General features: G+C 30.3%; 12 protein-coding genes. 11 read left to right on the plus strand and 1 reads right to left on the minus strand.

The window, feature by feature from the left end:
- Positions 1-83 precede the first annotated feature (83 nt).
- Complete coding sequence (gene glgA / locus B5D16_RS00900) at positions 84-1529, plus strand: glycogen synthase GlgA (protein ID WP_078765069.1); 1446 nt, start codon at positions 84-86, stop codon at positions 1527-1529.
- 203 nt (positions 1530-1732) lie between these two features.
- On the opposite strand, the gene B5D16_RS00905 is transcribed toward glgA, so the two are convergent.
- Positions 1733-3475 carry an Rqc2 family fibronectin-binding protein gene (locus B5D16_RS00905; RefSeq protein WP_078765070.1) on the minus strand — a complete coding sequence of 581 codons (1743 nt, stop codon included), beginning with the start codon at positions 3473-3475 and terminating at the stop codon, positions 1733-1735.
- A gap of 168 nt (positions 3476-3643) precedes the next feature.
- On the opposite strand from B5D16_RS00905, the gene B5D16_RS00910 reads away from it, so the two are divergent.
- The 10 genes from B5D16_RS00910 to gmk all read left to right on the plus strand — a co-directional run bounded on the left by B5D16_RS00910 (position 3644) and on the right by gmk (position 21215).
- Positions 3644-13687 carry a DUF6531 domain-containing protein gene (locus B5D16_RS00910; RefSeq protein WP_159444240.1) on the plus strand — a complete coding sequence of 3348 codons (10044 nt, stop codon included), beginning with the start codon at positions 3644-3646 and terminating at the stop codon, positions 13685-13687.
- A gap of 8 nt (positions 13688-13695) precedes the next feature.
- Positions 13696-14040 carry a DUF6572 domain-containing protein gene (locus B5D16_RS00915; protein WP_078765072.1) on the plus strand — a complete coding sequence of 115 codons (345 nt, stop codon included), beginning with the start codon at positions 13696-13698 and terminating at the stop codon, positions 14038-14040.
- Positions 14027-14602, plus strand: coding sequence for a hypothetical protein (locus tag B5D16_RS00920; RefSeq protein ID WP_078765073.1), 576 nt, complete (start codon positions 14027-14029; stop codon positions 14600-14602). The genes B5D16_RS00915 and B5D16_RS00920 overlap by 14 nt, the downstream gene beginning before the upstream one ends.
- A 675-nt stretch (positions 14603-15277) precedes the next feature.
- Positions 15278-16060: a hypothetical protein gene (locus B5D16_RS00925; protein WP_078765074.1), complete on the plus strand. Its 783-nt coding sequence runs from the start codon at positions 15278-15280 to the stop codon at positions 16058-16060.
- Between the two features lie 19 nt (positions 16061-16079).
- Positions 16080-16415 carry a hypothetical protein gene (locus B5D16_RS00930; protein ID WP_078765075.1) on the plus strand — a complete coding sequence of 112 codons (336 nt, stop codon included), beginning with the start codon at positions 16080-16082 and terminating at the stop codon, positions 16413-16415.
- A 419-nt stretch (positions 16416-16834) separates the two neighbouring features.
- Positions 16835-17266, plus strand: a complete 432-nt coding sequence (locus tag B5D16_RS00935) for an SMI1/KNR4 family protein (RefSeq protein ID WP_078765076.1) — start codon at positions 16835-16837, stop codon at positions 17264-17266.
- A gap of 511 nt (positions 17267-17777) precedes the next feature.
- The gene (locus B5D16_RS00940; protein ID WP_078765077.1) at positions 17778-18698 is read left to right on the plus strand and encodes a GH-E family nuclease; all 921 of its coding nucleotides are present in this window, start codon (positions 17778-17780) and stop codon (positions 18696-18698) included.
- Between the two features lie 19 nt (positions 18699-18717).
- Positions 18718-19128: an ankyrin repeat domain-containing protein gene (locus tag B5D16_RS00945; RefSeq protein WP_078765078.1), complete on the plus strand. Its 411-nt coding sequence runs from the start codon at positions 18718-18720 to the stop codon at positions 19126-19128.
- A gap of 550 nt (positions 19129-19678) precedes the next feature.
- Positions 19679-20557, plus strand: a complete 879-nt coding sequence (locus B5D16_RS00950; protein WP_078765079.1) for a YicC/YloC family endoribonuclease — start codon at positions 19679-19681, stop codon at positions 20555-20557.
- 7 nt (positions 20558-20564) lie between these two features.
- The gene (gmk, locus tag B5D16_RS00955; protein WP_242942957.1) at positions 20565-21215 is read left to right on the plus strand and encodes a guanylate kinase; all 651 of its coding nucleotides are present in this window, start codon (positions 20565-20567) and stop codon (positions 21213-21215) included.
- The last annotated feature ends 1 nt before the right edge of the window (position 21216 follow it).

Consider the following 21216-nt stretch of genomic DNA (forward strand, 5'->3'; position numbering starts at 1 on the left):
CGCTTTATAAATAGACTATATTGCGATATACTATTTTATAGATAAACTTATTAAATGAAAAAAATAAGGAGAGGTATTGCTATATGAAAAATGTATTATTTGTTGCATCTGAATGCGTACCATTTATTAAAACAGGTGGTCTTGCAGATGTAGTGGGTTCTCTTCCAAAATCTCTTAATAAGGATGAATTTGATGTAAGAGTAATCCTTCCAAAATACATGTGTATTTCTAGTGAATGGAAGGATAAAATGGAATATGTCGACAGTTTTTATATGGATTTATGCTGGAGAAGACAGTATGTTGGTATATTAAAAATTGTCCTTGATGGCATTACATTTTATTTTGTTGACAATGAATACTATTTTTCAGGACCGAAACCATATGGGGATATTAGATATGACTTAGAGAAATTTGCATTTTTCTCAAGAGCAGTTTTATCGGCTCTTCCTGTTATTGGTTTTAGACCTGACATTATACATTGTCATGATTGGCAATCAGGTCTTGTTCCTGTATATCTTAATGATAGTTTTAGAGCAGGAGATTTTTATCAAGGCATTAAAACAATTATGACAATCCATAATCTTAAGTTCCAAGGGGTGTGGGACGTTAAAACAATAAAAGACATAGCTGGTCTTTCAGATTATTATTTTACTGATGATAAATTAAAAGATTATGATAATGGTAATTATTTAAAAGGTGGTATTGTATACTCTGATTTCGTAACAACAGTTAGTGATACATACGCTGAGGAGATTAAAACACCATTTTACGGTGAAGGTCTTGATGGTCTTATGAGAGCAAGATCAAATTCATTATTTGGTATTGTAAATGGTATTGATTATACATTATTCGATCCTAAAACCGATAAACTAATTGAAAACAATTATGATATTGATAATTTCAGAAAAGAGAAAATAAAGAATAAGAGAGCTCTTCAGAAGAGATTAGGTCTTAAACAGGATGATAAGGTTATGCTTATTGGTATTGTTTCAAGACTTACAGATCAAAAAGGATTCGATCTTATTGATTGCGTTATGGATGAGATTTGTCAGGATGCAGTTCAGATTGTAGTTCTAGGTACTGGTGATGAAAAATATGAAAACATGTTTAGACATTTCGATTGGAAGTATCAAGACAGTGTGTCGGCTAATATATACTATTCGGAAGAATTATCGCATCAGATTTATGCCGCCTGTGATGCATTCTTAATGCCTTCATTATTTGAACCTTGTGGTCTTAGTCAGCTTATGAGTTTAAAGTACGGTACACTTCCAATTGTACGTGAAACTGGTGGTCTTAAAGATACTGTTATTCCATATAATGAGTATGAAGGAACTGGAACAGGATTCTCATTTGCTAACTATAATGCACATGAGATGATGGCTACAATTAGATTTGCAGAAAGAATCTTCTATGATAAAAAGCGAGAATGGAATAAGATGGTTGATAGAGCTATGGCTTGTGATTATTCTTGGGATAATTCAGCTAAAAAGTATGCTGAACTTTATCATAGATTATTAGGATTTTAGTATAAGAAATATATAAAATTTTTAGTAAAAAATTTTTAATGTAATAAAAGATGTAATATTAAAAGAAGATACATATTTAATCAATTATTATTTGATTAATAAATGTATCTTCTTTTTTACTTAATATAAATTATATTTAATCTAAAATATTATTATCTAAATTTTTGTTATTTCTACTTGATTATATTTGATTTAAGTTTACCTTACTCAACCAAAGTTAAATTAGATATATCAGGATTAGCAACAAGCGAGTAGTTTGTATGATAAATTACAAAACCTGGCTTTGAAGCAGCAACCTTCTTTAAATGTTTACGCTTAGTGTAATCAATTTCTACCGATGACTGTCCTTTAGCTTTTGAATAGAAAGCTGCTATAGCTCCTGCTTCCTCAAAAACTCTGTCAGGCATTTCTTTATTATCGTTTTTTAATTTAACAATCACATGAGAACCTGGCATGTTTTTAGCATGGAACCACCAATCATTTGTATTAGCTATTTTAAAAGTAACTTCTTCATTTTGAAGATTATTCTTTCCAACATAAATGTCATAACCATCACTTGAAATATAGTGGAGTGGTTTAGATTTTATCTTTGCACGCTTATCCTTAACATGCTTATTTATATATCTACTTGTTATAAGCTCTTCTCTAATTGCAGTCAAGTCATCTTCAGATGTTGCAAGATCAATATAAGTTGAAATGTTTTCCAAATAATCAATTGATTCCTTTGTTTCTTTTATAATTTCATCTAAAGCAGCCTTAGTTCTTTTAAGTTTATTATATTTATCAAAATATTTATTTGCATTTTCAATAGCTGATTTGTGTTCATCAAGTGGAATTGTAATTTCATCACCAGTATAGAAATTAGTAGTAGTGAAAGACTTAGCACCATCCTCAACATTAAAAGAGTATGAGGTTAGTAACTCACCATACACTTTGAATTTATCAGCCTTCTCAGTATCCTTTAACTGTCTTAACTGTAAATCATATTTCTTTCTATCTTTATTAAGATTTGTATCAACAATATGACGCAAAGTAGCGCTTTTCTGTCTGATTCTAGAATATTTATCCTTCTCAGCATAGAATTTTAGAATAACCTCATTAATAGTACTTAGTTTCATATTGATACTATCTTCATAAATAGATAGACCAAATGAATTAAATTCAACAGGTTCACTATTCTTATAGTAAATAACAGGATCAAATTTATTACTCTTAATATCTTCCATCATATTAGAATAAATATTATATAAATGAATTAAAAAATCATCTGATATTTCTGATATAGGCATATTTGAATCTATACCTGATAAATTACAAATCTCTTGTGATATAACAGGACTAATACCAGTAAAAGAAGAGTAAATTGCCTTATATAATATACCTTTAGAAGATTTAATTTTCTTTATAAATTCATCCTTACTAACAGTTAATGGATTTAACTTGTCACTTGTCTTTGGAATAAAATATTGTTGATTAGGCATAACAATCCTAACTGAACTCATAACAGGTGTAACATGCTTAATACTATCAACGATGATATCATCATCTGTAGTGAAGATAATATTACTATGTTTACCCATAAGCTCAACAATAAGTTTCTTTACGCATAAATCACCTAGTTCATTTCTATGTTCAATGTAAAATACAACCACACGCTCCATATCAGGTTGTTCAATCTTAAGAATTCTACCGTTATTAATATGTTTTCTTAAAAGCATACAAAACATTGGAGCGTTAATTGGACTTTGTTTATTTACATCTGTTAAATATATAAGTGGAAGAGAAGGATTAACTGAAATTACCAGCCTATAAGTCTCTTTTTCATTCTTGATTGTAAGAAGTAATTCATCTTTTTCAGGCTGTGCAATCTTGGTAATTCTTCCGTCTATTAAATTCTCATTAAATTCATGTACAAGACTATGTACTGTAATTCCATCAAAAGCCATAATTCTTTCCCTTCATAATTATCAATAAAACTTCTATTAGTTTATAATATTTATATAATCAAGTCAAATTTAAGAAAAAAATAAACATTTACCTTTATCAATTGAACGAAATAACTAATTATGCTATAATGTCGGATAGAATTGCGTATGGAAAGGAATTGCATAATAATGAGACGTATTATTGGAAACTTTAAGAATAATAAGAAGTTAGGTATAGGTAAGAGATTTGTAGCTGTACTTTTATCAAGTGCACTTTTATTTACATCTTTTGATTTACAAGTTTTTGCTGATGAATTAAATAATGGCAAAAACTTTTTTTATTGTGGAGAAAAATATGAAACAATTTATGATGTACTTGAAGAAGCCAGAGAAAAAGGTGATAAAAATATCGATATCACAGCATATGATGATATTGTAATTGATAAGGAAATTGTTGTTAATAGTGATGAAAATATTTCAATCATATCAGAGATTGATAACGATAATAATGATAATGAAAATGATGATAAGGATAAATTGAAGATAAGATTTTCTGATGAATATGATTTTTCAAAGAATAATACAGGAAAATCATATCTATTTAACATTAAAAATGGAGCAAAGTTAAGCATTGATGGATATAAATTAGAAGTTAATTGTGAAAACTTAACCATGGAGAAAAACTTTATCGATAATTATGGAGAGTTTGACTTTAGAAACTCTGAAATTAGAGATATTGTTCCAAAAAAACGAAATGGATATAGTTTTATTCGTTCGTATAATGGAGTTTTTGATTTTTATGGTAGTTCAGTATATAATGTTTGGAATTTATATTTTATCTATGTTAATCACGATATGAAAGCAACTATATCTGGTGGTAAATTCGAAAAATTTAATGTAGGTGGTGGATATGGTTCTTTTATAGGTGGTGAATACGGAAAAGTAATAGCAAAAGATATTGAAGTTAAGGATGCACATGCTTTCTTAGGGGGAGCTATATGCGCTAAGTTTTTGTGTATATACAATTCAAAGTTTGTTGATTGTGATGGTTCTCATAGCGGTGGAGCAATTAGAACAAGTAATAATGCAGAAATAATTAATTGTACTTGTGAAGATTGTTATTGTAGTAATAGAAATACTAGAGATATGGCTATAGATAGCATGGGAACCACTGACATCTATGGAATTACAATAAAAGGAGATAATCGTGTAGGTGGCATTTTATTACAAAGTGGTAAACTTACATTACATAAGAGCGGAGAGTATGAGTTTGAAAACTTTGGAAAAGTTAAGACTAATAGAAATGTAATTGAAAATGCAATAGATCGTGGACTCTGTGTTGAGAATAAGCGAGATGATAACACTGGTATTATTGAACAAGCTGATTTTATAAACAATAAATATAAAGTAAATAATGATGGAAAAATTATAAGTGTAGGAGGCGCAATAGAAAATCATCAAACTCTTATATTAGATGATGTTAAATTTGAAGGAAATGAAACCGGAAGAACAACGCTTTATAATGAAATTGAATGCAACGAGGGAGATGATATTTACAATGATAATAAACTTATATTGAAAAGCAATGTAAAGTTTTGTGATGATAATGTGAATATTTTCCTAGCTAAGGATAGGTATGTAACCGTTAAGGATAATTTAAATAATCATTTTGATGAAAATACCAAAATTAATGTTGCAGTAGGAGAAAATGTCGGTGATGACTTTAGAAGAATAGTTAAATATGAATCTAATGATGATACAAATGAAAATGATGATTTGACATCTACTGCTTATGAAATGGCAGTTTCAAAAACTTGGAATATTGTAAATATCGCTGATAAGTATAAGAAAAATATTGGAAGTAATGAAAATAGTATTGGATTATATAGTAATATTTTCGAACAAGAAGTAAAGGTTATTAATGACAAAGGAGAAAGTGTTAGTAATGTATCTTTTGATCTTTATAAGAAACTAAGTGAAGGTGATAATTCAGAAGTAATTGATGTAGATAATAAGTATAAGAATTATTATAAATTAGCCAATACAAAAGCAAGTGATAAAAATGGAAAAATCTTAATTGAAAGATTAACCGAAGGAAAATATTTCATAAAAGTAAAAGATACCGCTGAAGGATATGACGGCGATGCAGAAAGCTTTTTTGAAGTTGGTAAAAGTGAAAATGTAGACACAATTACAGTTAATCTAGGACATTTCAATGAAGCTCCAATCGCAAATATATCTGTGTCTGATGATGATATTAAAGTTTATAAAAAAGTATCATTTAGCGGCGAAGGTTCAACAGATGATGAGGGAATCGCCAAGTATATATGGAGAATAGATGATAAGTTATTAGAGGGAAAAAATGTTACATATAAATTTAGTGAAGAAGGTTTATACATTGTAAGCTTAACAGTAACAGATAATAAGGGAAGAACAGGAAGTGCAACTAAAAAAATAAAAGTTACATCTTCGGGACTAGATAAAATAGATGTAGAAGTAAAGTCAACTGAAACAGATGGCTTTATTAAGAATGCAACAATATATATAACTGATGAAGATAATGAAAAAATAGCTGATAAAATATTACCTTTAGGTATAGGTACATTTTATTCAACACATGGACAGAAGATAAATGTTATTGCCATGGCAGATGGATATGACATGAGAAGTACATCCTTGGTATGCAAAGGTGAAGGAAAAATAACATTATATCTTAGTACCAGAAATACAATTCAAGGCGAGATCAAAGTAAAAGAACTTACTCTTGAAGAAATGAAGGATGCAGGAATTGATGTTGGGGCAGATGAAAATAAACAGATAGTAAAGTATTCTTTAAATTTGTCTTTCGTAAGAATAAGAAAAGGTAAAAAAGAAAAGAAACCATATGATTTCTATGTTGATAAGAAAACAAATAAAGTTGTTGTAGGCGGTTTTAGTGGAACTACTTCAAGTAAAGATGGTGAAGTTGAGATTATTACAAAAAGTGATAAATTTGGTAATGTATACTTGATGGTTATTAATGGAACTAATAAGTGGCTTAAAGACATGTTTGAAGTAGAACTTATAGTAATTAATACATCTAAAGTTGAGATTGCCAAAGACACTAAGGCTACCATTAAGTTACCAGATGGTCTATCTCTTGCAAAAATGGCAACAGGAAGCAATGAAACTGAAGTTGAAATGGGCGATATAGATGTTAATGCTAGTAAAAGCGCAGTTTGGTATGTAAGAGGAGATGTGGATGGAACTTATTATGTATCAGCGGATGTAACAGGTAAGATGCATACGAAAGATACTGAAGAAGAATCTGAAGGTAATATTGCAGTTGATGATCATGAGTTTAGTTATACATTTGTATCAGATAAACCTCTTAATGTAACAATGCAATCTGCATTGGGAGTAATTATATCTTTATCTAAAACAGCAGCAACAGGAGACACATATACAGTAGGATTTAATTACTATAATAAATCAACTAAAAGTATTTATGGTTTAGAGTTTGATATTGAAGGTGATACGCAAGTTTCACCAGGACAAACAACATTCCAGAACGGAATAATGATTGTTGGGAATGCTGGTGATTCATTTGAAGATAGAGACTTAAATCTATTAGAAGGTGAAGAAGTAAATGATAATTATGTAGAAGAATTAAAACCAGGCGAATTTGTTAGAGTATCTTATGCAACTACAATAACATTTCTTGATTCAAATAAAAAAGCAGTAATAACAGAATTGGTAGGATGGGCTTTAAGTATACTCGAGGGAAGCACTGCTTCAATGGATGTTAGTTTTAATGTTACTAGAACTGAGAAAGATGATGCCAATTATGAAAAAGCATATGCAGAAGGCGTTGATATGTTCTCTGGCGATCCTGTAAATATGTTAACAGGTGCTTTTGAAGGTGAATTTGAAGACATCAAAATATCTGGGTACAAAGATTTAAGTTTTAAGAGATTATATAATTCATTATCAGAGGATAATGTTGGATTTGGAAAAGGATGGAGTCATAATTATAATTATCAAGTTGTTAGTACAGGTTCATATAATGATACTTCACTTTCAGCAAATGATTTCATCATAGGCGATAATGAAAAAGTTGATGTAGTATTCGCTGATAATAATCCAACAGATTATATTAGAATCAAATATCCAGATGGAAAAATTTATACCTTTACCAAAGTAACTGATAAATTGAATTCTGAGTTAGAGTACAAAGATTTATCATCTGGTATGTATCAGTGTAATGATGGTAAAACATTAAAAGTTGTTCGACAAAATGGTAAAACAAATAAGGTTATTTTAAATGACAAGGGGGTAGTCTATACTTTTGATGAGAATAAACATCTTGTTAGCATTGAAGATGTAGAAGGATTTGAAACAAAACTAACATATGATGGTGGATTTTTATCACAGATTTCAAATGACTGGTTTGATATTAATTTATCATGGAATTTTGTATCAAACACTATAGAGAGTGTTATATATACAAATGGTGACGAAAAATATGTTAATAAGTATAAATATGAAGATACATATTTAACAGGTTGTATGAATTCCAATGAAAAGTGGGAGGAATATACATATGTAGATGTAAAGAAGGAAAATACAGAAATTGATGGAGAGAATAGTACCCCAAAAGATGACTTCGAATCTACAAAACTACTTAAAACAATAAGCGATTATAAAGGAAATGAAGTCCTTAAAAATACTTACGATAAAAATGGAAGAGTTGTTGTACAAATCACAGCTGGCAAGGGAACATATTCGTATAATTATAATGATGAAGATAGAATTAATACTCAAACTGGATATAAGAGCGGAAAACGTATTGTAAAATACAATGAAGATAACCAGATTATTAGTGATGTAAGAAAAGACGATAAGGGCGTTTCATATGATAAGACAAAGTACGAATATAACGCAAAAGGCCTTCCTATGATCATAACTGAAAATGGTGAAGAAAAGAAAATCATATATAATGAGTTTGGTGATATTTCTTATATTGAGTACGAGGATGATACAACAGAAGAATATCAGTATGATGCTAAAAAAGGATTTCTTTTAACAAAAGTAAAAGACAGAATCGATAATGTAATAGAGTATTCATATTCTGGTAATCTTTTAAAAAAGAAAGTAGATGGAAACAAAAATGAATTCTTCTATTTTTATGATGATAGTAACCGTCTTATAGAAGAAAAACATGGAGATAAAATATACAGTGAAATAAGCTATAATAAGGATGGACGAGTTAAGAATATAAAGGAAGATAAATATGTAACTTCCTTTACTTATGATGCCATCGGTGATGTGAAAACATCAAAATGTGGCGATTATGAATATAAGTATAACTATGATAATTGTAGAAATCTATTAAGTGAGACTGATGAAAAAGGAAATACGTTTTATTATGGTTTGGATGATAATGGTAATGTTGTAAGTACAACAGATAGAAGAAATAATACAGAGGTTAGAAAATTAGAAGATTCTGGCAATGTAGAAGAATTGATTGACAGAATGAAGTATAAAACTAAGTATGTATATGATAATTTTGGATATTTATCAAAGGAAATAAATGATGCTGGTGATAATGTCGTTTATAAGTATGATGCTTATGGAAATATCGTTTCTAAAACAGACGAAAGAGGTAAAACTTGGAGATTTGAGTATGATAATCAGGGAAGATGCATTGCACAAATTAATCCATTAGATGAAAGAACAGAGTATTCATATGATAAAAATGGTAATGTAAAAAGCAAAATTATCTATGATAGCAAGAATCCAGATGAAAAATATAAATATTCATATAATTATGATGCTGTAGGACGACTTGTTGACGAAGTTGATATATACGGTAATAAAAAGCATTATGAATATGATGGAAATGGTAATGTATCTTTATATGTTGATGAAGAAGGTTTTACAACATACAATAAATATGACGAAAATAATAATTTAATTTATTCTCAGACAGCTGACAAAGTTATAACTTATTCTGTAGATTCAAAGGGAAACATAAAAAACTTAACTGTAAAAGGTATTGATGAAAATGACCATGAGGTAGAAGTAGAAAATCATACAAGGAAATATGAGTATGATTTAAGAGGAAATATTTCTAAATGTACAGACGAAAATGGTAATGTAACAAAATATGAGTATGATGAAACTGGAAATCTGAAAAAAACCATATATGCTGATGGCACTGTTGAAGAAAGAGATTATGATAAAAATGGTAATCTCGTTAGCTTAATTAATAGAAATGGTGATGAGATTTCTTATGAATATGATGCTAATGATAGACTTAAAAAGATTACTGATGGTGACAAAATAATTGAATATTCATATGATTTTGCAGGTAGAATAAAAAAGGAAAAATATCCCGAAGGAAAATTCGTCTCTTATGATTATGATAAATCTGGTAATTTGATTACAAAAACAGAGAATGAGATTGTAACAAGATATGAGAGAGATGCATTAGGAAGAGTTACTAAGGAAAGTATAGAAAACAGAGCGGTGGATGATAAAGAAACTGATAAAGAATCCATTGATAGATATAAATATACTTATGATGTCCTTGGTAATATAACCAGTGTTACAGATGGAAGAAATAAAACAGAAAAGTATAAATATTCTAATAAAGCAAGAGTAAAAGAAGTAACTGATAAAAATGGTAATATTATTAAATTTGAGTATGACAAGAAGGGTAATGTAAAATCAGAAAAATACAATAACGGAAAAGTTATAACATACTATTATGATGCATTTAATCAGGTTATAAAAAAAGAATTAAGTAATAATAAAAAAATCACTTTTGAGTATAAGTATGATCTTTATGGAAATCTAAAAGAATATAAAGATGGCGAAGGACATAAAACATATTATTCATATGATGCTTGTGGTAATAATACAAAAATAACAGATGCGCTCGGTAATTATACGGAGTTTACTTATGATGCATTCGGTAATGTAAAGAGTAAAAAATCATCAGGTACAATTGATGAGTCCTATATATATGACTTAAATAATAATCTTAAGGAGTTAAAAGATTCAAATAAAAACACAACAAAATATACATATGATAGATATTCTAATCTTAAAAGTGAAACTAGATATGACGGCAAGGAAAAAAGAACATTTGAATATGAATATGATCTTTTAGATAGATGTAAATCTATTATAAGACCTGATGGAAGTACAGAAAGTTTTGATTATAACTATAATGATAAAGTTACAAAGAAAACTGACGGCAATGGTAATGTAACGAATTATTCATATGATTTCAGGGGAAATCTATTAAATGTAACAGATGCTGAAAACGGCAGTGTATCATATCAATATGACAAAGAAAATAACCTTACAAAAATCATTAAGGACAAAGATATATTCATAGGATATGAGTATGATGCTAATGGAAATAGAAGTAAGGTTACTGATGAACTTGGCAATGAAACAGAATATAGTTACGATGTATTCGGAAATATATTATCGGAAGTAAATCCAAAAGGTAGAATTGATTATTCATACGATCTTAATGACTGTCTTACTAAAAAGATTGTTGAAACAAAAAAATCAAAGAAAACTACTAAGTATACATTTGATTATGATAATAACGGAAATTTAATAGAGTTACACAATGGAGCAAATAAAACAAATATTCAAAGGGACTCTATGGGTAATGTTATTTCTGTTTCAGAAGGAAATACTAAGGTATTATACGAATATGATAAAGATTACAGAAAGACCAAAATAAATAATGGTACACAAGCTAAATATGAATACTACAATAATGGTAATGTAAAATCAGTTAAAACTAGTGAAAATGAATGGTCGTTTGATTACAATGGTTATGATGAACTTATAGAGAAAACTTCTAAAGGTATTAAGGAAAAATTTGAATATGATAAACTGGGAAGATTATTAAAAACATATTCAAATAATAAATTAACCAAAGTCTTATCATATGATAATGAATCTAATATTATTGGTAAGATTGAAGGTACGAATATTAAATCAGATTCAACAACCAATGGTAATAAAACAACAAGCGGTATAGATTCATTAAAGATATTTGATGATTATTCTGGTTATGAAAATATTTACATCTATGATTATGATAAGAGTGGACGATTAAAGTCAGAAAAGAATAGTATAAACGGTAAAAATAATACTATTTTATATGAATATGATGGTCGTGACAACATTATTAGTGAGAAGAACGGCAATACATCAATTGAGTATAATTATGATGACGCTGACAGACTTTTAGAAAGAATTGAAAAGTCCTCTGGAAGTAATATCGTTAATAAAAAAATTGATTATTCATATGATGATAATGGTAATTTAATAAGTGAGTCTTTAGGTAAGACTAAAGTGACTGGCAATAAATATGTGTCTTATGAGAAAAAGTTTGATGTTAATGCTGAGGATAAGATAGTTAATTCATCGGTTACATCAATATTTGAAAACTCTTCAGGAAGTTTGATAAAAACTAAAAATACTGTAGAAGAAAGCATTAATGCAGAATATATCTATAATGGGCTTGGCCTATTAGAAGAAAAAAGTATTACCAAAAACAATAAAAATAGTGAAAGCATAAATGCAATTATATCTTCAAGTGTTTCTGAAAATATAACAGAGTACAATAAAAAAGAGAATTACATTTATGATTATACATCTGAAAATCCATGTGTATTAGGTTCATATTCATCTGTTAACAAGAATGTAAGTAAAATAGATAGTAAACTTGGATTGTTAGGTATTACTTATAGTGAGAATGATAGTAATACTGAAAAAACTTATAGTATAGATAATAAATATGTCTATGCAAATGATAAAAAGATTGCCTCAATTTTAGATGTTAGTAGCAATGTGAAACTAACTAAAAATACATATGGTGGAACAAAAAATAATAAAAAATTAAAATCATCATCAAGTGATGAAAAATCAGATGCAAAAGCATTTGAACTTGATATTGTATGTGACGAACGTGGCAGTGTAACAGATGCATATGATGTAAATGGTAAAAACATATCAAAAATAGATTATGATTCATATGGTAATATATCAAATATAAATGTAAAAAATGTACTTGCAGATGAATCATCCATAGATGATGAACTTACAATAGGAAATATAATTGATGATGAGTTAAATAATTCTGATATTTTACCATCATATACTACATATCTGTATTCAGATGAATTAAAATCATCTACAAACGAAGTTAATAAATATACAACATGGTATGCATATGAAAGATTCTATAGTACAATAGATAAGAGATTCATAAATAAGGATCCGGTTGTAAGTCTTTATGAAAAAGAAAGAGTAAATAGTTACATATACGCAGGAGATAATCCTTTAAAGAACATAGATCCAGACGGAAGAAGCTTTATATGTAAGGTTGTAAATAGTACGGTCTTTAAAAAAGCAATGGATTTATGTGAAGGAATATATGATGTTACAAGTTTTGCATTAAATAGAGCATATAAGGATGTTGTAAAACCACTTACAGATATCTATAATAAAGCAAGTGACATTATGGATAAGATTCCAACACCAGTTAAAATTGTCGCTGGATTAGTAGGTGGAGCAATAGCCATAGGAACAGGAATTGCACCAGCGATAGTTGCAGGAACGATGATAAAAGCTGCTGTGTCAGGAGCAGTAATATCAGGAGCAATGTATGGAGTATCATCATTGTTTACAGGAAACTTCGATAAGAAAGAGTTTGTAAACAGTATGTTACATGGTGCGACTGATATGTTCATGATTTCAGGTGTAACACTTGGAGTTAAAGGTGTTGTTGATAGTGTTGCTAGAAATAGTGGAAGAATAAAGAATTTCCTTGTAAATGAAAGTGGAGAGATTTCGATAAGTAAAGGGGAAAGTAAAGCTGACGTATTAGCTCAAAATAGAGCAAAAGGAAGAGCATTCGAGCAACAAGAATTTGCTAAATTTAAATCCCAAAATAAAAAAGCAGTTGAGCAGATTACTGTAAAAACATCTTCTAGTGTTAGAACAAGAGTTGATGCAATTGGTTTAGATGCAAATGGAAATGTTGTAATAAATGAATATAAATCGTCATTGACAGCGCCATTAACAGATAATCAAAAAATTGCATTTCCTGAGATTTTCGAAAGTGGTGCAACAGTTGTTGGAAACGGCAAAGGTATATTTTCTGGTGGATACCAAATTCCGCCAGGTACAAAAGTAACGATAATTCGACCAGAGTAGGAGGCATTATGTCTGTAGTAGATAATAAAACGGTAGACGGCATTGCATTAACTTATGATAAGAATGGGATAGTTCTATTGATAACTGATCATTTAGATTGGAGTGATGAATATCAGCATCTAATGATGTTGCAAGAAAAGATTAATGTATATATTACCTTTCTTGAGCAGAAACAATATGAGAAAATCTACAAAGGGGAAGAAATAGCATATGGAGTTATAGAGATTCATTTCTTACATAATTTAACCGTTAATGCGAAAAAATTTTTACAATCAGTTCAAAATCAAGTTGCTGAATTGGGTATAAAGATTCAATATAGTGTTTCACAGGAGGAAACAGATGAAACTAGATAAAAATCAGCAAAAGAAATTAATTAATGCAATATACATCTCTTCAAATGGCAGAGAATACAAAACAAAGAAAAACACCATTTATAAGGTAATAGATAAGGCTTTTATTCATTGCGATTTCCTTATTGTAAATTCGCAGAAATTAGTTTATCGAATTTATATTAAAAATTATGATTATGATGATATTTTTTGGGAGATTATGCAAATGTCATCTAATAGCAAAAAAAACGATTCGCTAAGGGCAATAGGTGCTTTTAAGGCTCCTTCGGTTTTGTTGAAAAAGGGAGAAGTTGAGCTTACAGAGAAATATGAAGAACAAGCAAAATATCTTGTTGGATTAGTAGATGAATGTAGTCATAATTTCATGGAAAAGTATGATATTGATGAGTATGTTACCGTATATGAAGACGGTATGGATAAGAAAGTGTTAAAATGTTTAGCTTATATTCATATGAATAATATTGAGCAAGCTATAAAAATAGCAGTAAATTCGATTAATGATGGTAATAGGGGGAATTATGTGAATGGTGGCAAAGCCTTTTTTGAGTGGATACAGATGCTTTAATGGAACATTCTCAATTTTTCTGATAAACGACAATTTCGATAAAATTGTCTCAAGCATCACAAATTTCTAAAAGCAGGAAAAGTTATGCCATACTATATTTCTTCCAATGGCTCTGCCGGTAGGCATTTTATGGGTTATGTCGCTTTTGAACGGCATAACCCCTTTAATGATTGATGATTGTCAATATTTTAGCACCACCCCTCCCTCAACCCTAACCCCAACTAAAGTAAATTCAACCACCATTCCGAACCCGAATCACCTCTCAACTACTCTAATGTCAGTCGATGAAGGTGAGGGTAGCGAGTTACGGTAGTAACAAGCAAAATATAGCGTTTTAGCCCCAGTTGTGAATACTTAAGTAAAACTGAATAATGAATCTTCAGTTTATTACCATTATGCTGATATCAAAGCACTCTTAACAAAATTATTATGGGGTACCTCATATATTGTTAAGAGTGTTTTTTATAGTATTTGCTGAAATAAAAATATGCATATGAAAGATTCTATAGTACAATAGATAAGAGATTCATAAATAAGGATCCAGTTGTAAGTCTTTATGAAAAAGAAAGAGTAAATAGTTACATATACGCAGGAGATAATCCTTTAAAGAACATAGATCCGGACGGAAGAAGCTTTATATGTAAAGTTGTAAATAGTACGGTCTTTAAGAAAGCAATGGATTTATGTGAAGGAATATATGATGTTACAAGTTTTGCGTTAAATAGAGCATATAAGGATGTTATAAAACCACTTGCAGATATCTATAATAAAGCAAGTGACATTATGGATAAGATTCCAACACCAGTAAAAATTGCCGCTGGATTAGTAGGTGGAGCAATAGCCATTGGAACAGGAATTGCACCAGCGATAGTTGCGGGAACGATGATAAAAGCTGCTGTGTCAGGAGCAGTAATATCAGGAGCAATGTATGGAGTATCATCATTGTTTACAGGAAACTTCGATAAGAAAGAGTTTGTAAATAGTATGCTTCATGGTGCGACTGATATGTTCATGATTTCAGGTGTAACACTTGGAGTTAAAGGTGCTGTTGATTGTGTTACTAGAAATAGTGGTAGAATAAAGAGTTTCCTTGCAAATGAAAGTGGAGAGATTTCGGTAAGTAGGGGTGGAAGTGATGTGGTTTCATGGTCAAACCATGGATATAAGCATTTTCCTAATAAAAATACATTGTGGAAAGATATTGTGAAATCAACTAAAACTGGACCAGCGAAATACTCATTTGATATTCAAGATGTTGAAGTTTTTGAAAGAGCAGCTTGGGAATCGGGTACTCCAGTAACGAATGGGAAAAACTGGAGAGTAAATAAATATGATACAACAATTGGTGCTGTAAATGGAAAGGAAACAGTTTATGTAAGGATAGAGAATAGTTCTAATACAATACATGGTCATCCTATATCTGAGTCTGAATATAATAAACTGTTGAAAGAACATTAGAAATTAGAGGGCGTGATTTATGTTAATAAGTAATAATATTTTTTATCCAGGTAAGGTGAATTATAATACATTTAATATTGATTTTGATAAACTATTCGTAGCACAAGAGGATGAGTTAAATGAAGATTTGGTGCAGGTTGAATATAAGGGAAACTATATTCTTGATATTGGTTGGTATCCTGAAGGTGATGTTAATGGAAGAATCATAATTCAATTAATACGTAATAGTGAATGGGATAATCCTATAGTTAAGGAGAAATGCTTAGATAAAGAATCTTTTTTCGAAAGCATTAATCGTATAATGTCAATTATTGAAAGTATTACAGAGAGTGAAGATGAATGTCATCAAGAATAAGAGAATATTTAAGTATCTGCTGATGATGGTCGTCAGTCTGCTTCTAGTACTGGGAGTTTCAATAGGGGTATCGGCAAGCACTAATTATGATAGGTAAAAAGCGGATGCTCGTATAACCATAAGTGAAAGACTCTCTGTCAAGGGTGGAAGAAAAGTTGGAACGTATGGCGAATTAACAGCCGAAGGATATAAAGATGCTCATCATATAATACAAGACGCGGCTGTAAGAGATATTGATGGATATGATATGATGTAAGCTCCTGCTATTCAATTAGTAGGACCATCCAACAAAAATTATCATATATTGTATCAGATTATAGAAAAGCAGGTTTTTCTGATAATACTATTAATAGCGTTTTGGAACAACAATATCATATGTTGGATAAATTAGGTGTATCATACGAAAGAATAAAATATTAATGAATATTTTAGAACAACTTAATGAAGATATTAATGTAGTGGTTGCTAATATTTCTTCTACAAAATCAGAAATTGAAGAGATGTTAAAAAAATCTCCAATTATTATTCCTAATGAATATATAGAAATAATAAGTCAAAAAAGTGAACTAGAAATAAGCATAAAAAATGAAAAAATTCTAAGAATCTGGGGAGCTACAGGGTGTGTTGAAATGAATGAAGCATATAATATACAAACATATTTACCCGACTCGTGGGCGATTGGCGATGATGAGGGCGGATATGCTATTGTATATTCAAAAAACAATGACAAAATAGGGGTGTACGCTATTTCGTTTGGGGATCTTGATGAAAATGAGAAAATTTTTATTGCTTCTTCCTTGTTTGAATTATTGGTAAAAGGGGTAGGGAGTGATACTTTTTTAAGTTTCTGATTTAATGATTGTCAATACTTTAGCACCACCAACCACTCCCAATCAAAGCCAACCAAAGTGAATCCAACCACCATCCCTCACCTGAATCGCCTCTCTCAGCTACGCTGATGTCAGTCGATGAAGGTGAGGGACAGCGAGTTACGGAGTAACGAGCAAGATTATAGCGGTTTTAGCTCCTGTTGGGAATACTTTAGAAAATCGTTAAAAGACAATTTAAAGATTAGTTCTAATAAGCGGATATGAATGCACTCTTAACAAAATTATTATGGGTCACCACATATATTGTTAAGAGTGTTTTTTATAGCATTTGCTGAAATAGTGTTATGCATACAAAAAATTCTATAGTACAATAGATAAGAGATTCATAAATAAGGATCCTGTAGTAAGTCTTTATGAAAAAGAAAGAGTAAATAGTTACATATACGCAGGAGATAATCCTTTAAAGAACATAGATCCGGACGGAAGAAGCTTTATATGTAAAGTCGTAAATAGTACGGTCTTTAAGAAAGCAATGGATTTATGTGAAGGAATATATGATGTTACAAGTTTTGCGTTAAATAGAGCATATAAGGATGTTGTAAAACCACTTGCAGATATCTATAATAAAGCAAGTGACATTATGGATAAGATTCCAACACCAGTAAAGATTGCTGCAGGATTAGTAGGTGGAGCAATAGCCATTGGAACAGGAATTGCACCAGCGATAGTTGCAGGAGCGATGATAAAAGCTGCTGCGTCAGGAGCAGTAATATCAGGAGCAATGTATGGAGTATCATCATTGTTTACAGGAAACTTCGATAAGAAAGAGTTTGTAAATAGTATGCTTCATGGTGCGACTGATATGTTCATGATTTCAGGTGTAACACTTGGAGTTAAAGGTGTTGTTGATTGTGTTACTAGAAATAGTGGTAGAATTAGAGAAGCAATGCTCGCTAATGAAGAAGGTAGCACAAATGCTGTAGATAAACTTGATGATTTTTACGAGAGTAGAGTTAGCGGTAAGACCAACTATGGAAAGTCAAGTGAAAATGTTGTAAAGGTGGAAAGTGGTTATCATCAGGATGCTAATGGTCGTTGGCATAGACCGAATGGACAGTTTGCCTCCAATGGAGAAGTTGGACTATCTAGTGCATCTGAACATTATTTACATAGACCTTATATAAGGCAATCTACCATTGATGGTGTTAATACTAATACTAAAGTGAATTATAAAACGGGGCAGATATATGACAGTATAAGTAAAAAATGGGTTAATCCTGAAAATGTAGAATTAGGTCATGTAACTGACAACGAGTATTGGTATTTAAGAGACATGGCAGAATCTCAAGGAATGACACAAGCTCAATTTAACGATTTTATGAATAATTCTGATTTTTACGCATGGCAAGAAATATATAGTAACAGAAGTCACATGTTCGAAAAACCACATTGAATGATAGAAAGGAGTTATTATGATAGATAAAATGGGACGAGACAAAATGCATTATAGAATTGCTCATATAAATAATTCTATAATGGAAAACAAGGAGGAAGTATTAAAAGATATGAAAAATATTGATAATCCTGATTTTCAGGATTATCAAGGGGTATCGTATTTGCATATGGCGTGTCAAGCACATTCGTTAGAAGCAATTAAACTATTGTTGGATTTAGGAGCTAACCCCAATATTAATGACAAAAAGGGATTTTCACCTATAACATCTTCGCTTGGTACTATAAATAAGAATAATGGTGCGATTTTAAAATTAATGTTGCAATATGGATTGGATTTAAAGAAAATGGAGGGCAATCAAACATTAAAAGAATGGATAGAAATGTTTGATGATGAAGAATTAAACGAAATAATAAGAAACAATCAGTAATCATTTATGATTGTCAATACTTTAGCACCAACCAATCCCTCCCCATCAAAACCAACCAACTAAATCCAACCACTATCCCGAACCCGAATCGCCTCTCAGCTACGCTGATGTCAGTCGATGAAGGTGAGGGTAGCGAGTTACGGTAGCAACGAGTAATATATAGTGGTTTTTACCCCAGTTGGGAATACTTTATAAAAACAGAACAATGAATTTTCAGTTTAGTTCGAATAAGCTGATATCAAAACACTCTTAACAAAATTATTATGGGGTACCTCATATATTGTTTAGAGTGTTTTTTATAGCGTTTGCTGAAATAAAAATGTGCATATGAAAGATTCTATAGTACAATAGTTAAGAAAGCAATGGATTTATGTGAAAGAATAGTAGGCGGAGAAATAGCTATAGGTACAGGATTTACACCATCATTTACACCATCTCTTCCCAAATGATTATTGACTACAATCTATAAATATAATATAATTTATCTTGTATGCAGATTTATATTATTCACAAGAAATCTCATACAGTAAGTAATAAAAGAGGTATATTTATGATTTGCAGTATGACAGGATTTGGCAGATGTGAACTGTCAAAAGGACTTAAGAAGGTTTCAGTTGAAATCAAGTCCGTTAACCATAGATACTTAGATGTATCAATAAAGATGCCTAAGAAGTTCAATGTTTTTGAAAACAAGATAAGAGATGAACTTAAAAACTACGCAAGCCGTGGTAAGATTGATATTTTCATTTCTTATGTGGACTTATCAAAAGGCGATGTTAATGTAAGATTTAATGAAGGTGTTGCAGAAGAGTATTATGAAATTTTCAAAAGTGCTTCTGACAAATTCAATTTAGAGAATGATCTTACAACTTCAACACTTTTAAGACTTCCTGAAGTATTAACAATGGAAGAAGAGTGTATTAACGAAGATGAAATTTGGGAATTCTTATTAGAAGCTTTAACGAAAGCATTTTCTGATTTTAGAGATGCAAGAGTTACAGAGGGTGAAAAACTTAAGGTTGATTTATTAAGCAAACTTGAGGATATGAAAAAGGATGTTAACTTCATCGCTGAAAGATCACCTCAAATCATTGCTGAATATAAACAGAAGCTTCTTGATAAGATTAATGAAGCAGTATTTAATGTTCAAATTGATGAAAGCAGAATTGCAACTGAAGTTACAATTTATGCTGATAAAGTTTGCGTTGATGAAGAATTAGTTAGACTTAATTCACATATCGATGCTGTAGCAGAAGCGCTATCAAGTGATGAATCAGTTGGTAGAAGACTTGATTTCCTTGCACAGGAGATGAACAGAGAAGCTAACACAACACTTTCTAAATCAAATGATGTTGAAGTTAGTAATGCAGCAATTGAACTTAAAACATGTATAGAAAAAATCAGAGAACAGATTCAAAATATTGAATAGGAGTATTATGAAAAAAGGTAAATTAATTGTTCTTTCAGGATTTTCAGGTTCTGGTAAAGGAACAGTAGTTAATGGATTACTTAATAAATATGATGACTATGCTATCTCAATTTCCGCTACGACAAGAAAACCTAGAGAGGGTGAAGTTGAAGGTGTTCATTACTATTTTAAAACTCCTGAAGAATTTCAGACCATGGTAGATAACGATGAATTCATTGAACATGCAACATTTGTTGAGAATTCATATGGTACACCTAAAGCATTTGTTGAGAATAAACTTAACGAAGGTATTAATGTAATTCTTGAAATTGAAGTTCAGGGTGCTCTTAAAGTTAAGGAAAAGATGCCTGAAACAGAAATGGTATTTATTATCCCACCTACAGCTAAAATTCTTAAAGATAGATTAGTTGGTCGTGGTACAGAAAGTCTTGATGTTGTTTTAGGAAGACTACGTAGAGCTATAGATGAATCAGACTTTATAAAACATTATGATTATGTTATAATTAATGATGATATAAATGAATGTATTATTAATGTTAATGATACAATTCATGGAAATATAAAAGAAGCTGAAAATATTATTACTGATAAAAAAGTAATTGATGAATTTGCTGATAATTTTAAAAATGAGCTTAGTGGCTTATTGGAAGGAGAATAAA

It is taken from the genome of Eubacterium uniforme (genome assembly GCF_900167115.1).
Lineage (GTDB): Bacteria > Bacillota > Clostridia > Lachnospirales > Lachnospiraceae > Eubacterium_S > Eubacterium_S uniforme.